General features: G+C 40.6%; 10 protein-coding genes and 1 CRISPR repeat array. Of the genes, 5 read left to right on the plus strand and 5 right to left on the minus strand.

Features of this window, described 5'->3' with window-relative positions; genetic code table 11:
* Window positions 1–87 precede the first annotated feature (87 nt).
* From FTT71_RS06530 to cas1f, 5 genes are read left to right on the plus strand one after another with little or no spacing between them, the layout of a single operon-like run.
* Window positions 88–1,248 carry a type I-F CRISPR-associated protein Csy1 gene (locus FTT71_RS06530; protein ID WP_180160823.1) on the plus strand — a complete coding sequence of 387 codons (1,161 nt, stop codon included), beginning with the start codon at window positions 88–90 and terminating at the stop codon, window positions 1,246–1,248.
* The gene (gene csy2 / locus FTT71_RS06535) at window positions 1,245–2,144 is read left to right on the plus strand and encodes a type I-F CRISPR-associated protein Csy2 (protein ID WP_180160824.1); all 900 of its coding nucleotides are present in this window, start codon (window positions 1,245–1,247) and stop codon (window positions 2,142–2,144) included. Before FTT71_RS06530 ends, csy2 begins: the two co-directional genes overlap by 4 nt.
* Window positions 2,145–2,169: 25 nt before the next feature.
* Window positions 2,170–3,270 (plus strand): type I-F CRISPR-associated protein Csy3, encoded by a 1,101-nt coding sequence (csy3, locus tag FTT71_RS06540; protein ID WP_180073092.1) that lies wholly within the window; start codon window positions 2,170–2,172, stop codon window positions 3,268–3,270.
* Between the two features lies 1 nt (window position 3,271).
* Complete coding sequence (locus FTT71_RS06545; protein ID WP_180073095.1) at window positions 3,272–3,943, plus strand: type I-F CRISPR-associated endoribonuclease Cas6/Csy4; 672 nt, start codon at window positions 3,272–3,274, stop codon at window positions 3,941–3,943.
* 1 nt (window position 3,944) lies between these two features.
* Window positions 3,945–4,898, plus strand: a complete 954-nt coding sequence (gene cas1f, locus FTT71_RS06550; protein WP_070154190.1) for a type I-F CRISPR-associated endonuclease Cas1f — start codon at window positions 3,945–3,947, stop codon at window positions 4,896–4,898.
* A gap of 96 nt (window positions 4,899–4,994) precedes the next feature.
* Window positions 4,995–8,262: direct repeats of the CRISPR family, unit length 28 nt; unit sequence GTTTGCCATCGCCCAGATGGTTTAGAAG.
* A 31-nt stretch (window positions 8,263–8,293) separates the two neighbouring features.
* Here the strand turns inward: cas1f and FTT71_RS06555 are convergent.
* The 5 genes from FTT71_RS06555 to acs form a co-directional block, all read right to left on the minus strand.
* Window positions 8,294–9,490, minus strand: a complete 1,197-nt coding sequence (locus FTT71_RS06555) for a Wadjet anti-phage system protein JetD domain-containing protein (protein WP_004974289.1) — start codon at window positions 9,488–9,490, stop codon at window positions 8,294–8,296.
* Complete coding sequence (locus FTT71_RS06560; protein ID WP_180043483.1) at window positions 9,483–12,860, minus strand: ATP-binding protein; 3,378 nt, start codon at window positions 12,858–12,860, stop codon at window positions 9,483–9,485. The genes FTT71_RS06555 and FTT71_RS06560 overlap by 8 nt, the downstream gene beginning before the upstream one ends.
* On the minus strand, window positions 12,848–13,681 hold the full coding sequence (locus FTT71_RS06565; protein WP_180160825.1) for a DUF4194 domain-containing protein: 834 nt from the start codon (window positions 13,679–13,681) through the stop codon (window positions 12,848–12,850). Before FTT71_RS06565 ends, FTT71_RS06560 begins: the two co-directional genes overlap by 13 nt.
* 10 nt (window positions 13,682–13,691) lie before the next feature.
* Window positions 13,692–15,152: a DUF3375 domain-containing protein gene (locus FTT71_RS06570; protein WP_180160826.1), complete on the minus strand. Its 1,461-nt coding sequence runs from the start codon at window positions 15,150–15,152 to the stop codon at window positions 13,692–13,694.
* A gap of 193 nt (window positions 15,153–15,345) precedes the next feature.
* Complete coding sequence (gene acs, locus FTT71_RS06575) at window positions 15,346–17,289, minus strand: acetate--CoA ligase (RefSeq protein WP_131261198.1); 1,944 nt, start codon at window positions 17,287–17,289, stop codon at window positions 15,346–15,348.
* Between the last annotated feature and the right edge of the window lie 219 nt (window positions 17,290–17,508).

Raw genomic sequence — 17,508 nt, forward strand, 5'->3', positions numbered from 1 at the left:
GTTTAACTAAAAATAGCATTTGATAATAAATATTTCATCCGCTATTAATACTCTAAACAAATATATTTTAATAACTTAGGATGCATTATGACAAAAGATACAGAGGAAAATCCTTATCAGCAAGCCTTGGCTGAATCTGTTCATTACAGCCTAAAAACCGTTAACTCAAATATTGAAAAAGGCGGTATCCGCCTTGCGCAAAGCCATGCATTAAACTTACCTTATATTTCAGCACGAACATTACTTGCTGATGATTTTCTTGTTCCAACCGACTACCAAGCAAATGCAGGTAAAACTGCAACTTTATTTAAAGTCGTCAAAGCAGCTCAATTAGATGAAGAGCTGTCCGAAGCAGATGAAGAATTTAAGCAAAACGTGGCCTTGCTTAAACCACATTTAAACAAGATATTTGAACAACCATTTACTGCAGGGTTGGATATTATTGATATTCGCATGCGTCAATTACTCATTCCTAAAAATAATGAGTATCTATCCATCAGCCCACTTTCAGCAGCAGGTCTGAATTTACTGATTAATACTGAAGTTGATGCACTTAAAGAACAACGTAAAGCAGAAGGTAAAAATACAAAACTGAAGAATATTAAGACAGTTGTATTTGGTATTGGCGGATCAAATCCGCAAAACGTCGGAAGTCTAGTCCGATCCATGCAACGTCCTCTTGTTCTTGACTCACCTACTCAAGATCCTGAAACACGCCTTGCTTTTCAGTATTTTTATAAAGGCTTTGATTACCAAATTTCAAATGCCTATATCAATCGAGCGATGTATCAGGAATTGACTGAATATGCAAAATCCTTGATTGAACAACAAAAACTAAGTTTAAAGGTGGGCTTCCATGAACATGGCATACACGCCCCTTTTTCAAATATGCAAACACGTGCAGCAGAATTAACCACTATTCAGAAAGTTGTCGATGATGTTCTGCAACAAGGGCAAGACATCCTCCAAATTTTAAAGTCTGTTGCAAATGATTTGCCTAGTTTAAAAGTGTTGGAGAGAAAATCGAGGTGGAGCCATCCGCGTGTATCTCTGATCGCTCAAGGCTTAATTAATCCTGAACTGCAACAATTTGAAGATTGGCAACAGTTTTTTGCAGATGATTTAGCAAGACGAATCACGAAACACAGTTACTGGAAAAAAGAGATTAAAAATACGGTTGATATTAGCCTATCGGAAGCTGATGCCAAAAGCTTCCTCTCACGTCGTATTCAGGAGCTTTTAAAATGAGTTGCTTCGTCGTTATTCCATACATTAAAGTGCAAGCAGCAAATTTTCAGAGCAATGGCTTAATCATGGGTGGCGCTCCACTGATGGCTGCTGCCATGTTTAGCCATCACCTTGCGCGTCAAATTGATGAAAAAGATCTCGGCTTTTATTATGTGCACCATGATATACAACCACTTGGTGGAGAAGCTTATGGTCGCTTCACTCCAGCACAACGACGCGGTGCTACTTTTATTGGTAAGACAGATTATGCTAGAGGAACTAAAAATTTATCACTTCAACCCACTGCAAGCTGTCATTTGCTGTTCAGTTTAGTAATTGAATTTGACGCTAGACGTCCAGATCTAAACACATTAGTTCAAACTATCAAAAGAAGTAAATTTGCAGGCGGTCATATTCTCGAGTTTGGGAAAATTCAAGATTTTAATGATGCTGAAGATGCCTTGGCTCAGATTAGCTCTGGCTTTTTAATTCATGATAGGAATGATTTATTAACCGCCTATCAAAAAGCATATCAAGTAAATCGTTTACAAGCCTTTAGCCAACTTTTAGCACATCGTCCGCAAGCTAAAAATAGTGATATACCTATTTTAGAACATTTACCGAATGAAAACTTAGCATGGCTTTCTGCAACAACTTTAGGTTATGCCTTACTCGAACAACCAACTGCTGATCGTGCTGGGATTCGCCATGCCGATGATCAGGATGAAACACAACATGCCTATGCAGAACCTTTAACAGGCTTGATTCAGTATCACTCACTTAATTCAATCTTGAATGAAATCCGCCTTGAAACATCAATTTATCCCGATGGCTATTTAGAACAAATCCAATGGTCGTATCACTGGATTCAAGACGACGTTTTTTTATTGCAACAAAATCAACAGATCGACAACTAATTGACATTTATAAGGAATAAACATCATGTCTACATCTGAAAATTTCAAAAAATTACCAGGCAGCCTTTCTTTACAACGCGGAACATTAATCAGTGATGCTGCTTTCTACCATTTGCATGCTGATGGCAAAGAAGAGGCGCTACATGTGATGTATCATGGTATTCGTGGTACTCAAAACGTGGCAGGCAATAAAGACAAAGGTGCTGCTTCAGGTAACACTGTCGCTCGTGAAGTTTCTAATATTCAAATGACAGAATCGGCGAAACTTTTGCCTGATGCTAAGCTTCTAGTCAAATGGAGTTTACGTTTCATCGACTTAGATCATATTTTATTTGCTTCAGCATCCAAAGCAGGTGCAGATAAACAAGAGGAAAAAGACTTTCGCGCAAGTTTCAAGGATTTTATTGAAAAGGCTAAAAATAGCGAAGGGATTGAAGAAGTTGCTCGTCGCTATGTTCGCAATATTGTGAATGGGCGTTGGTTATGGCGTAATCGCAGCGTTGCAGAACATATTTCGATTAAAGTCAGCGAAATTATTGAACATGATCAAAGTCAGACGACTAAAAGCTATAAATTAATTGCTGAATTTAATGCTTTGGATTACAGCCTAAAATCATTTGATGATGTTTCTGAAAGTGAAAATAAAATTGCCAATATCTTAGTCAGAGGCATGCAAGGTGATGTCAATTCAGGATTACATATTGAAGCGATTGTAGATTTTGGCATGGGCGGTGTTGAAGTCTTTCCATCACAAAACTATCTTGAAGAAAAACCAAAAGGTTTTTCGCGCTCACTGTATCAACTCAATCCTATCCGCCCTGAACGTCAAGCCAAAGACAATCAGTTTTTAGGACAAGCAGCGATTCGTGACCAAAAAATTGGTAATGCCTTACGCACCATTGATACTTGGTATGACAAATTTTTAGAAAATGATAGTAAACCAATTCCTGTAGAGCCAAATGGCGCAAGCCTAGACGCACAGGACTTTTTCCGTGTAGACAAAAAGAAAAAAGATTCTGCTTTTGATATTTTAAAAGAAATTCGCAGTTTAGACCCAAATAGCGATAAAGGTATGTTCTTAATAGCCTGCTTAGTTCGTGGCGGCGTTTACTCTGAGGGAGAGTAATATGCAACCCAACTATTATCTTGATATTCGTATTTTAGACAGTGCGGATGATGGTGAGCTTACCCTCACCCATCTGCGCAATCAAATTTACAGTATTGTGCATGGTGCTTTTCGAAAAATGCCAGAAAAATTTGCCTTAGCTTTAGAAATTTCACCACGCCAGCAACGAAAAATGCTGACCAAAGAAGCAAAATATAATTATCCCATAACACCAAATTATGATGTTTTACGTATTTTTGCATCGGAACAAGATGATTTAGATCAATTGGTTGAGCGCATTAAAGGTCATTGGAAAATCAGGGACTATGCTTTACTCAATCATCCTGTTGCTGTACCTATAGCAAAGGTGACGGGTTGGCGCTGTTATTTTCGTTTTCGATTACCAACCTTAAAAGCTGAACCCAATTTTTTAAAAGATTATCCTGAACGAGAAAGTTTACACACCAAACGCCTTAATAAAGCCAAGAAACTTCCTTACTTTAAGGTCATTAGTCAAAGTACTGGGCAAAGTTTTACGGTTCCTATTGAGATTTTTGATATTAATTTTGAGGAAGAAAATTTTGGACTTCCTGAAAATTACAAGGATGTTAACGTGTTAAAAAGTGGTTTACCTGATGGGTATGGCCTAGCACGAAAACAACACGCTTTCGCATTACCTGTGTTTGAGGTATAAAATGAGTGATTTCCGTCAGCAACGCAGTCGTGCTCTGATGTTATCTAAACGAGCCTGTGTATTTTACCTTGAGCGGGTACGTGTCATGCTCAAAGATGATCGGATTGTGTATCTGACGGATAACCTTCAACCGATGGAACATTTTTATAATATTCCTGAAAAAAATACGGCGTTCTTATTGCTCGGTAAAGGCAGCTCCTTAACCGATGCTGCCGCCCGTCGTTTGGCAGAATCTAATGTTATGGTTGGATTTTGTGGTTCAGGCGGTTCTCCTCTCTTTTCATCACTTGATCTCACTTTCCTCGCACCACAAAGTGAATATCGCCCAACCGAATATATGCAAACGTGGATGAGAGCTTGGCTTGAAGATGATGCTCGCTTACTGATGGCTAAAGTTTTACTAAGCGAACGTGTGTCTATTACTGAAAAAGCATGGAAAAAGAATATCAACTTAATACAACACGGTATATCGCTTGACCCCATTGCTATGACACGTTTTCTACAAGATATTGATTTGGCAAACAATCAAACAGAATTATTAGCAGCCGAAGGCCGTTGGGCAAAAAGTCTCTATAAACAACTTGCATCGGGTTTAAATTTTGAATTTAGCCGTGAGGAAGGAAAAGGGTCGCATGAGTCCTTACGTGATATTGCCAATAGTTATCTAGATCATGGTAATTACATTGCTTATGGTTATGCTTCTGTCACACTAAATGGTATGGGAATAAGTTTTGCCTTACCTATTTTGCACGGTAAGACACGTCGTGGTGGTTTAGTTTTCGATATTGCAGATTTAGTAAAAGATGCTTTTGTTATGCCACAAGCGTTTATTTCTGCCAAAAATGGACATAATCAAAAAGAGTTTAGAATGCAACTGATTGAATCCTGCCAAGATCAGGATGTCTTAGACTATATGTTTAACTTCATTTCTGAGCTATGCAATAAAATCAAATGATTTCAAAAGTTTATTGATTTTTGTTTTTTTGATCTATTTTCACTCTTTAAAAACCTATATCATTATTATCTAGAGCTTTTTATGATAAAAGTTCTAGTTTGCCATCGCCCAGATGGTTTAGAAGATTAACCAAGTAAAAGCAAGTAAGATCTTTAAGTTTGCCATCGCCCAGATGGTTTAGAAGTTAAACTTTTTATCTAATTCTGATTTTAAAGTGTTTGCCATCGCCCAGATGGTTTAGAAGTGTTGAATTTCCTGCTTTCTGTGATTGGTCTGGTTTGCCATCGCCCAGATGGTTTAGAAGTTAGCCAAACGAGCTAAAGTAGACTGCATAACGTTTGCCATCGCCCAGATGGTTTAGAAGCCAAGAAGCCATTTCTTCATCGTACCGTTCCCGTTTGCCATCGCCCAGATGGTTTAGAAGTTTCAGTAGGTATCGCGCTTGTAGCTCTATATGTTTGCCATCGCCCAGATGGTTTAGAAGTTTCTTTTGCAAGATTAGTCCAAGTCTATATCGTTTGCCATCGCCCAGATGGTTTAGAAGTACATATACCACCCTATATGATATTCATGAATGTTTGCCATCGCCCAGATGGTTTAGAAGTGCTGCTGCGTTCTGACCCAGCGCAGTCATGCGTTTGCCATCGCCCAGATGGTTTAGAAGACAGTCAGAATGGTCAGCCATTTTCTCTAAAAGTTTGCCATCGCCCAGATGGTTTAGAAGAAGCGACACAGCTGTACGTTTTGCAGCAGTAAGTTTGCCATCGCCCAGATGGTTTAGAAGATCATCAATTGCCACAGGAATGACAGCCAAACGTTTGCCATCGCCCAGATGGTTTAGAAGAGATAGCCATGTTCTTGTTTTCAAAAATATGAGTTTGCCATCGCCCAGATGGTTTAGAAGGTTCTGAGGTGGCGTGATGATTGGATCCAAAAGTTTGCCATCGCCCAGATGGTTTAGAAGATCAAAACGCCATTCTTCACACTCAGGATTGTGTTTGCCATCGCCCAGATGGTTTAGAAGATTGTGACAGTCGCGCTAAAAGAACAGTTCTAGTTTGCCATCGCCCAGATGGTTTAGAAGAAGCATGAGTAATGATTTTTGAGTCTAAGTATGTTTGCCATCGCCCAGATGGTTTAGAAGATCCGCGGTGGCAATTGGAACAATGCTGCCAAGTTTGCCATCGCCCAGATGGTTTAGAAGTGTCACCTTCGCCATATCGGCAATAATATTGTGTTTGCCATCGCCCAGATGGTTTAGAAGACAGGTTGATCGCTTTCCATAACAAGATAAACGTTTGCCATCGCCCAGATGGTTTAGAAGATAAAGGCGCCGACTCATTTTTATGGGATTCAGTTTGCCATCGCCCAGATGGTTTAGAAGTTGGCGTTGTTCTTGGCGAATGATGGTACGGAGTTTGCCATCGCCCAGATGGTTTAGAAGTGAGTGAGTTTGGATAATTCTTTATTTTGAAAGTTTGCCATCGCCCAGATGGTTTAGAAGTCACGGATTGCCTTTACACGGGCATGAACAATGTTTGCCATCGCCCAGATGGTTTAGAAGTACACCGACCCAATTACAGGTACGGTTTTCCCGTTTGCCATCGCCCAGATGGTTTAGAAGACCAAAAGAACCGCCAGCAGCAAAAACAGAACGTTTGCCATCGCCCAGATGGTTTAGAAGTGTCCAATTTCCTGAATTTTGTGATTGGTCTAGTTTGCCATCGCCCAGATGGTTTAGAAGATTTTGGGTGTCTCTCTAAATCTTTAGGTGTAGTTTGCCATCGCCCAGATGGTTTAGAAGTTTTTGGAAACGCTCTCTAACGCCACCAAAATGTTTGCCATCGCCCAGATGGTTTAGAAGAAAGAGCAAATATTAAGTGTATATGACAACTTGTTTGCCATCGCCCAGATGGTTTAGAAGAAAGCTGTATATGCTTATTTTGTCTATCTTACGTTTGCCATCGCCCAGATGGTTTAGAAGGGATTCCCTGTTGGAGCATTTAAGTCAGTACCGTTTGCCATCGCCCAGATGGTTTAGAAGGCTCTCGCATTACGCTCGCATTCTCGATGAGAGTTTGCCATCGCCCAGATGGTTTAGAAGTCATAGTTCTGCTTGGACCTCAATTATTGTGAGTTTGCCATCGCCCAGATGGTTTAGAAGTATATGATATTCATGAATTAGAGAGTCAAAAAGTTTGCCATCGCCCAGATGGTTTAGAAGTATCGAATTCGAAACCTTTAAAACCACTCCAAGTTTGCCATCGCCCAGATGGTTTAGAAGTATATGATATTCATGAATTAGAGAGTCAAAAAGTTTGCCATCGCCCAGATGGTTTAGAAGAACCTGTAATATCAACATTAGGGTTTGCAGTAGTTTGCCATCGCCCAGATGGTTTAGAAGATCGAACGCAAATGGTCGTTTTCTTGTTTGATGTTTGCCATCGCCCAGATGGTTTAGAAGAGATGGCAACGGTACAACGACTGGTACGGTGAGTTTGCCATCGCCCAGATGGTTTAGAAGAGCCGAGATCATATAATCACGATTCATCATACGTTTGCCATCGCCCAGATGGTTTAGAAGTTGTGACCAATCATTCTAGCCAAGTCCAAAACGTTTGCCATCGCCCAGATGGTTTAGAAGAGTATTGAGCGCAAGCAAGATAAAATCATGTAGTTTGCCATCGCCCAGATGGTTTAGAAGTAAGTCTGCACGTTGAGCAGCACATTGAAAACGTTTGCCATCGCCCAGATGGTTTAGAAGGACAAGTTTACTCAGACATTGAGGGTCTAAACGTTTGCCATCGCCCAGATGGTTTAGAAGTTAACGCTTAGTTATGCGCCTTTGTGTCAAATGTTTGCCATCGCCCAGATGGTTTAGAAGAAGCTCAGCCACTTTTAAAGCCAAAGCATCAAGTTTGCCATCGCCCAGATGGTTTAGAAGTCCTTGAGCCGTGCGCAGATCTGCAACAACTAGTTTGCCATCGCCCAGATGGTTTAGAAGAGCTCCTGGAGTCATGCCAGTTGAACAGATTCGTTTGCCATCGCCTAGATGGTTTAGAAGCTGCTGCAACCTTTGTGCCAAGGTGGCTAAACGTTTGCCATCGCCTAGATGGTTTAGAAGTTTTCCGATTTCTCTTTCTCCATGCGCTGTTCGTTTGCCATCGCCTAGATGGTTTAGAAGTTTGCTGATAGCATCCTGTACCAAAGTTGCAAGTTTGCCATCGCCTAGATGGTTTAGAAGTCGCCAGTCATCAGTCTTTGGCTCGCACCATGGTTTGCCATCGCCTAGATGGTTTAGAAGAAAACGACTAAAGCGGCATCGAATTTTCAATTGTTTGCCATCGCCTAGATGGTTTAAACATTACACCCCTTATTATCAATCAAATTAATTTTCAAAGTAACTCTAAATAACGATGCACCCAATCAACCGAAATGCGCTCTTGCTCTAAACGCCTATTTTTAAATGTCTGTGCACGCAAATCATGAAATAATTTTAACTCGTCAGCAGTGAGATATTGTGGCTCACTAAAAATAGAGTCTGGTTCATCCACCATATGATTTTGGAACTGTAACACTGTGGCTTCATCCATCATTAAAGCAATCACGTGTGGAATTTTTTGCCGAACCATACTTAAAATATTTAAACCTTCAGAGTCGATATCTCCCCAATAAAAAACCTGTTTATACTGTAACCACTTGGCCTTCATCCATGTAATATTTTTACCCCCACCACAAACCACAATACTATTTTCCAAGTAAGGGCACGCTAAACCTGACTGAATATTTTCAACTACAATTATTCGTTCCGCAGGTAACTCAAATTGATCTAGCACCTCTGTGGACAATTGAAAAACGGGGAGTCCTCCCAATTTTTCCTGCACATTTGGGCAGACGGGTTTGATCGTCAACCAACCTTTGGGGCTATCTAAGCAATCTAGCCATGCCAACAACCCTCCAGCCAGTACGATCTCATCATCATAAAGTACATTGCAAATTGCCTCCGTCAGCAATAAGTTCTGCTCAAGAAACTTCGTGTTTACAGCGCTTAATGGCAAGGCCCTTAAATAAAGCCCTGCCCCCATATTCGGTTTCAGCTGTTCAATCAGCTGAATCAACCATTGCCATTCTTGTTGGCTATAGCGTTCTATCTGCTCTAAATGATGAATTAAAGTTTGAAATAAACGGTGCTGATGACGATCATGCACAAAAGACTGCTTCAAAAAGCTGGATATTTTATCCAACCAGTTTTCAAGTTGTTGCTCTGTTCCTAAAAGCTCAGTAAGCTGCTGTAAAGAAAAAATTCGTAACTTTACTGGAACACGTTGTTCTGAAAGTTGTCGATACTGCCGTTCTTGCCATTCAACCAGTTCAGGATAAGCAAAATCTGTCCACGCTTTAAAAAAAGCATGAAAATGACCCAAATTATCTCTAGCTTGTTGGTCTGTGGGCACTTTCAGTGAAATTTCGATTGGAAAAGGACGTTGATTTAACAACCGCTGCTTTAAATTTCGACGATTTTCCCATTCTTTTTTATGCAAAATACCCAAAACGGTATTTGGAAGTAATCCCCACTTCTCAATTTTAGGCATCTAACTGCACCCCAAACTGTTGTGCCTCTCTATGCAGTTGCTGTTGTTTTTGCGCCATTTTTTCATCAATTTCCTGCCAAGTAATTTCACATAAATGACTTTCATGTTTCTCAATATCACGCTCGGCAATTAATAAAGAACGTGCTGACTCACGCGCTAAATTCAAGTTTTTATAAGGTGTGATTAAATTGACATGAATTTTCAACGCCTTAAATACTTTGAGTACTCGACGACTAACCGCTTCAGCTGTGTTTGAAAAAGCTTCATCTAAAAACACTGTACTGTAGATTGGATAATCATAGCCGTCTGGTGTTAATACATAAGCCAAACTCGCTGCCACAATGGTTCCAGCAAATGATTCTTTTTCTCCGCCAGATTTACCACTCGATGACTCCAAAACATCTCGTATTTCTTCTGTAGCCAAATCGACTTCTTCTGCATAGAAAGACATTTGATGACGAGGATCAAGTAAACGCTGGCTTTCAAAAGTATGCGCTGTAACCGAGTTACTCGCTTTTTCTAAAATAGAAATTAATTCAGCTAACTTTTTAAAACGTTGTTCATATTCAATACTATTAATACTAGATACGACCCATTTTAGTTTTTGCTCAAAATCTATGACGTGTGGATACTTTTCCTTTTTGTATCCTAGTCTTAGATAGCTGCCAGACTTAAATTCTGTACGCCGTAAAACCTGATTAATTATGGCAATACGGTCAGTAATTTCTTCTCTATCTGCCTCAAGGCGATTCTGAATCACACTTAAAGACTGCATGGTATGTTTTTGCAGACGCTGTTCAAACTGTTCAACTAAGGCAGGCAAACCTTCCTTTTCTAGTTCATGAAAATAGGCAACGCAATCATCCAATGCGGCCAAACCAACTGCCCATTCACGTTGTAATGCAATATGTGACCATTTATCCTTGCCACGAAACTGACCAATAATGTACGTTGCGCTATTTTTTGCTGAGGTATTTTGGTTGCTGGTATGTTCAATTAAACGCTCTAGCTCTTTTTCCACAGCAGTAAGATAAGCATCCTCCAACCGAGGTGTTTCTCCTATACGCTGTAGCAACAGTTCTCTGGCTTGTTCTGGGACACCTTGGTTTGCTGCCTTTTGCGCTTGTTGTTGTTGTTTTTCTGCATCACTGAGTTTCTGTTTGAGTTGCCCCCAAGTGTGTTGTAACTGCCCTTTCTGTTCCTGTAGTTGTTTTAATTCCTCTTTTGCAAGCTCCCAACGTTGTCGAGCTTGTTCAATATTGGTATCTGCCTGTTGTAAATGCTGCAAGTCATTGCTGGTCTGTTGCTGGCGCTCTGTCCAATAAGGAATATTTATCATATCCCATTGGTAACGTAACATTCGCTCCCACAAACTCTTATGCTGTGTTACCTGATCTAACACCTTACGCGATTGTGCAACACTCAAGGCATACTGTTCCAACTGTACCTCAAGTTGTTTCGCTTCATGCTTTAATAAATTTAAACGTGAAGTATTGGAAAATCCCAAACACCAAATTTTTCGATCATCAATCCGCTGTTGATCTTTTTTCTCAAAACGACCTTGCTCACGATGAATTAAGCCCTGTTGTGTCATAGAAAAAGGCGTTGTATTCATGATTGTTGTATCTGCCACACATTGCAGATCAAAGCGAAGCAGATGTTGTTTTAACCAATCACGATATGGATGCTCTCGCCAAACCAATTTCCGCAGAAAACCATTTTCTTTAAAATACACACTTTCTGTAGCATCAAGATGGATCACCTGTAAACGCACATGGGTTTTATTATGACGCGCATTCACCCATTGAGTGACCATCGAATAACGATCTTTCGGCACCAATAACGTTGTTTTTAAACCACCTAATGCTCGTTCAATTGCGCCTTGCCAGATTTTTTCAGCCTCTTTTACATCAATGAGCTCACCAATAAACATTAATTCATGTTCATCAAAATCTAAGTGCTGTCTAAGCTCATCTCTTAAACGCAATAAATGTACATCATGAATATTACTATTAGGTCTGGTTTCTATTTCCTGAATATCGCTTTGAGTTTCTTTCAGTTGCTGTTGCGTTTGTGCGTATTTGCTACTGACTTGAGCAAACTCATCTTGTCGTTGGGTTTTCTCTTGCCCAATATTTAGAAGCTGCTCATGGGCTATTTTTTGGTTATCAATTAAATTTTGCTCGGTTAAATCATCTTGCAATTGTAATTGCTGAGCATCTTCCTGATAGCGCGATGCCTCTATGGTTAATTGCTTTAACTGACGCTGTATCAGTTCTAGCTCTTTTTGTAAGTTTTCAATCCGATTACCGCCTACTTGTAAATAGTCTTCATGGCAGCGCTCTTGTCGTTTTTCCGCATCATGTTCTTGTTGTTCTAATTGCTTAAACTGCGTATGTAATCGCTGTATCTCTTGCTCCAGCTGATGTATTTTTTCAGTCCAAAACTGAACATACAATTCACCTAAATATGCAGGAAAAGCTTGTTTTTCGAGCTGTAGATTATTCAGTTGCAGAGTTAACGCTGTTATTTGAACAGCTAACTCAGGTAATTTCTGTAAATGTAGGACTTGTTCACGCGCATCTACCAAATGCTTATAGTTTGCCTCTAAGTCAGCAAACTCATTTACTGCAGTCTGTGCCAAAGCACGAACCTGGCTTGGTTCTAAAACCAACTCGCGAATTAATTTAGTCAAATCATCAATTTTCTTTAAGCCTAAAGCACGTGATAACAACGCAGGTGCATTTTTATTATCCATAAATAAATATTTACGATACATCTCCTGATAGTCTTCAAATTTGCTATCAAAATAATGCACGCGTGCATCTGTTTTAGGATTAAAATGTTGTTTTAGCTGGCGAGTATTACCGTCTGCAAATTTTTCTAACACTTCAGTCAGTTGCACATTACGACTTGCAATCATATATAAACGATTCACTTCACTCAGCGAATGTTGACCTTGTCCAACCCAAAACAATCCAATTAAAGTAATCATCGAACCGTCATCAGCGGTATATAGCGCTCTTAATGCTGTTGTCACTGCTTTTTCACGCTTATTTTTTACTCGCGTTCCAGCCCCATCATGTTCTGAACCAAAACTACCACGCATATAAGAGAGTAATGTACGGTCTGAGCGATCGCCCTGCGCAGCTGCTACGTTAAAACTAGCTTTACTTGCAGGTTGTAACAATGCCATTAAACCATCAATAAAGGTAGATTTACCTGCACCATTATCTCCCGTAATAAGTGTCCCTTCAGGATCAATACGTGCTGTATGCAAGTTATGGAAGGAGCCCCAGTTAAATACTGAAATTTCTGACAAGCGAATTTGGCCTTGTGCAAATAAAGTTGAGAGGGTCATTTCTTGCATGATGATTCTCCATATTCTTGTTCGGATTGCTGCAACTTGGCCTTTGCTGCTAATTGTTGATATTCAGATAATAAACTTTGTAAAAACTCGGCATTCACGACATAGCGGATAATTGGCGTAATTTCATAACGCCCTTCTTCACCACGCAGTCCCGTTAATACTTTTTTCTCAATAAATTTTTCTAATGCTGCATTTAGCTTTTTACGATCTTTGCTGTCATGATTCGTTAAAGGAATAAATGGAATTAAACTGCTCTTGATTCGCTCAACATCAATAATAATTTTTTGCTCACCCGCAGTTTCCCGCTCCTGATAATACTTCCGCAAAATAAGTAAAATTAAGGTGTCATATACAGTCAAAGTTCGTTTTCGTATCAGTACAGGAAAATCATCTAAAGGCTGGTTCTCATCTTCCTGTTCATCCTCAATACTTTCGAGATTGATGATATAAGCTACACCTTTCTTGGCATCCAAAACCAACTGGATATAAACCTCTGCCAAATGTCTACGAATTTCCGCTTCATATCGGCACAATAAATCAAAAAGTTTTAAGTTTTCTGCTGCAAGAATAACCCCTTGACGCATGAGATAGACCAATACGCGTCGGGCTGCATGTGGCATAAGCGCATCTGTATCACGATCCTGAGCATGCTCCATCTCTGTTTGATTATCTGCATGTTGTTCCTCTGCCCCAGTTGTAGGAAACGAATCTTCTACAGGCTGATTAGCTTGGATTTCTATATTTTTCTCTGAATTTGAAGATGGTCTGCGTACCATTTCAAAGAAGTTGTCATGCTGTTGTATCTTATTTTCTGATTGCATCTCGATCTCCTTAAAGTGCCAGCTCATCTATATTTTTGGGAAATAAATCTGCACTCAAGTAATACACTGGAATACTGGCCTGCAAATGCACACCTGAACGATCCTTAAGTTCAACTTGCTCGGTATGCTGCATTTGTGGTGCTTTAATGGCTTTTGCTATACGCAAATAAGCAACAAGTTCTTCAAGCCCCGCTTGTAAAGGATGTTCATGTGTTAAGTGGGCAATACTCATCACCCCTTTCTGTGCGAGCGTTTGATATACTTTTTCAGCAACAGCACGAACCCGTACATTGTCTAAGTACTTCAGCATCTGATCACTAGGTTCAGTCTTGTTTTGTTGCTCTTCGACCTCACGTGTATCCATATGTTCTGTGGGACTTTTTAAAGCAAGACTTTCAGGCGAATTCAGCTGGATGGAACCCACGGCTAAATCCACTTGTACTTCTGTTTTTAAATCACACTCTGATTGCAACAACGCCACTGCATTTTTTTCTAATTCCGACAGAAACTGATCAATCAAACGGTTTTCCAATGCTGCACCACTTTCAATATAAGCTCTCAAACCTTCTTCTGTACGACGTCGGACTTGGAAAACTCGGCTACTTTCGCGTCCTAACTCACGCATTAACTGACCTAAATATTTACGTTGAGATTCGCTTAATTGTTGTGCAATAGGATGATTCAAAATACTGCGTAACTGCTCTCTAAACTCAGTAGAACGATCTTGATCCTGAAGTAATTGACAAAACCCATCAAAAGCACTGCCTGCATCACTTTGGGCAAGCAACTGCTCTTTTTCCATTAAGCTCAGCAATACTTCTCCACGTGAATAAGCACCACTAATCATATCTAGACGCAACTCTTTATCTCTTAGACGAATCTCATCTTCGACCCGTCTAAAATCGCCTGTAAGAATGGAAGCAAGTTGATAAATTTCTCGTATTCTTTCTTTTTGTTCTGATTCTTCTAATTGTGTAACAACACCCGCCAACAAAGCATCTATTTCATTTTGAATCACTAATTTTTTTTGTTCGAGCAACTCCACTCGTTCTTCAATATTTTCACTCAATGCGACCACAAAATCACGAACCGCATCCTGCACAATTCTTAAATGTGATGCTGTGGTATGGGTTGCTCGCTCATCCAAGCCCTGACAAAAACGTAATACGGTTTCGCTAATATCCGTTTTACTCAGCTTGCCATCTATTTCTCTGAGCCAGCCTGAATGAATCCAATGATTTAAATAATGCGCTGCATTATTTTCTGTCTGCCAAATACCCTGCTCACGACTAGATTTAATCAACTCATCCAAGACATTTCTTGCACGGCCATAAGGGACTTCATTTTGTTCTGCAAATAAGTCAACAATGAACGCTAAAATATGTGGTGCGTTATCTGCTCTTAATAATTTCCAAATTGAGTTTTCATGATATAAACGCCGATACTTGGCCTGTAACCCTAGAATATTCATGCCATTCCACATCATCTGTATGATGGTTATTTATTCTACAGTTATTTTTTAATCACCCAAGCAAATTACCAAGCAAGACGACACGAGTTGTCGCATAAAGTAAGATGATATAAACAATCACCTTACTTCATCGAAAAAAATAAAAAAACAAACCTTATCTAACTTCTTTGTGTACAGTGACAGTAACCTTAACCTACCTCTCCCCATACACCGTTGCAATCAAATGCTCCACCACTTGCGGCTCAGCCAAAGTCGAAGTATCTCCTAAACTATCCAATTCATTCGCTGCAATTTTCCGCAAAATACGGCGCATGATTTTACCTGAGCGGGTTTTAGGTAAAGCAGGTGCCCAATGCAGCGCATCAGGCGTTGCCACAGGCCCCAAAATTTTGCGAACCCAATTGACTAATTCTTCACGCAATTCCTCTGACTCGGGTGTACCAACTTGCAAAGTTACAAAGGTGCAAATCCCCTGTCCTTTAATCTCATGGGGCATACCCACCACTGCCGCTTCAGCCACAGCTTCATGCGCTACTAGGGCACTTTCAATTTCCGCAGTACCTAAACGGTGCCCCGAAATATTCAAGACATCATCCACACGCCCTGTAATCCAGTAATAGCCATCTTCATCACGGCGTGCACCATCTCCTGTAAAATACGCACCCGGATAGGTCGAAAAATACGCTTCAATAAAACGTGCAGGGTCGCCCCAAATACCGCGCATTTGCCCTGGCCATGAATCTTTCATAATTAAATTGCCTTCGGTCGCGCCTTCCAGTTCATTACCTTCGGCATCGACAATAGCAGGTTGCACGCCAAATAATGGGCGGGTTGCCGAACCGGGTTTCAGTGGCGTTGCACCCGGCAATGCTGAAATTAATATGCCCCCAGTTTCGGTTTGCCACCATGTATCTACAATTGGGCAACGTCCTTCACCTACTACGTTGTAATACCAGTTCCATGCTTCAGGATTAATTGGCTCACCGACTGAACCAAGTAAACGCAAGCTGCTGCGGTCACTTTCACGTACAAAACGATCTCCCTCTCGCATCATGGCGCGAATGGCAGTCGGCGCGGTATATAAAATGGTGATGTTGTGTTTATCAACAATATGCCCTGTGCGCGCCCAGCTTGGATAGTTCGGCACCCCTTCAAACATCACGGTAGATGTACCATTCGACAATGGCCCGTATAAGACATAAGAATGCCCTGTAATCCAGCCTACATCTGCGGTACACCAAAACACATCATCCTGTTTCAGGTCAAAGACTTCTCGGAACGTGCTATTCACATAGGTCAAATAACCGCCTGTGGTATGCAAAACACCTTTGGGTTTTCCAGTCGAACCCGAAGTATATAAAATGAATAATGGGTCTTCGGCATTCATCGGCTCGGGTGGGCAGATGTCATTGACCGACATAATTTCCATGTGATACCACACGTCGCGTTCAGGTAACATCTCAATAGGATTTCCTGTACGGTGCACCACAATCACATTTTGCACACAGTCGGTACCTGCTACTTTTAGAGCAGCATCAACATTGGCTTTTAAATAAATTGGCTTGCCACCACGCATGGCCGAGTCTGCAGTGACAATTAACTTGGCCTGACAGTCTTCAATTCGGCTAGCCAAAGCATCGGGAGAAAAACCACCAAAAACCACACAATGCACTGCACCAATCCGCGCGCAGGCTAGCATGGCAATCGCAGCTTCGGAAACCATTGGCATGTACAGCACCACCCGATCACCTTTTTGCACCCCGTTCTTTTTCAGCACGTTGGCAAAACGACAGGTTTCATCATGCAAAGAAGCAAAAGAAACCACTTTATGCCGAGATGGATGATCTCCTTCCCAAATAATTGCAGGTTTATGCGGATGTTCTTTTAAATGACGGTCTAAGCAATTGGCACTGACATTCAGTTGCCCATCGGCAAACCATTCAATTTTAAAATGCTCGGGGTCAAAGTTGGTATTTTTGACTTGGGTAAAAGGTTTAATCCAATCTAAGCGTTGGGCCTGCTCTGCCCAATAAGTATCAGGGTCATCTATAGATTGTTGATAGCGTTGAAAATATTCTGCCTCAGTGGTGCGGGCAGTCTTTTTAAATTCATCTGGAACAGGATATACGTCTTTCATCTGCTACTTCCTTGATGTTCTTGCATCTCATCACGAGATGTATGCCACGTTATTGATTATTATTTCTGCATATTCACAGTATGAACTTTCTTTTTTATGGCTCACCATTCGGCTTTAGTCGCATAAATTTTATACAAACAATAGCATGCCAAAGCGTTGATCGAATGCCATATTCTTGCATTCATACTTTCAGGTTTACATTCCACTGTACTGCGCATT

The sequence above is a fragment of the Acinetobacter sp. YH01004 genome, assembly GCF_013420455.1.
GTDB lineage: Bacteria > Pseudomonadota > Gammaproteobacteria > Pseudomonadales > Moraxellaceae > Acinetobacter > Acinetobacter towneri.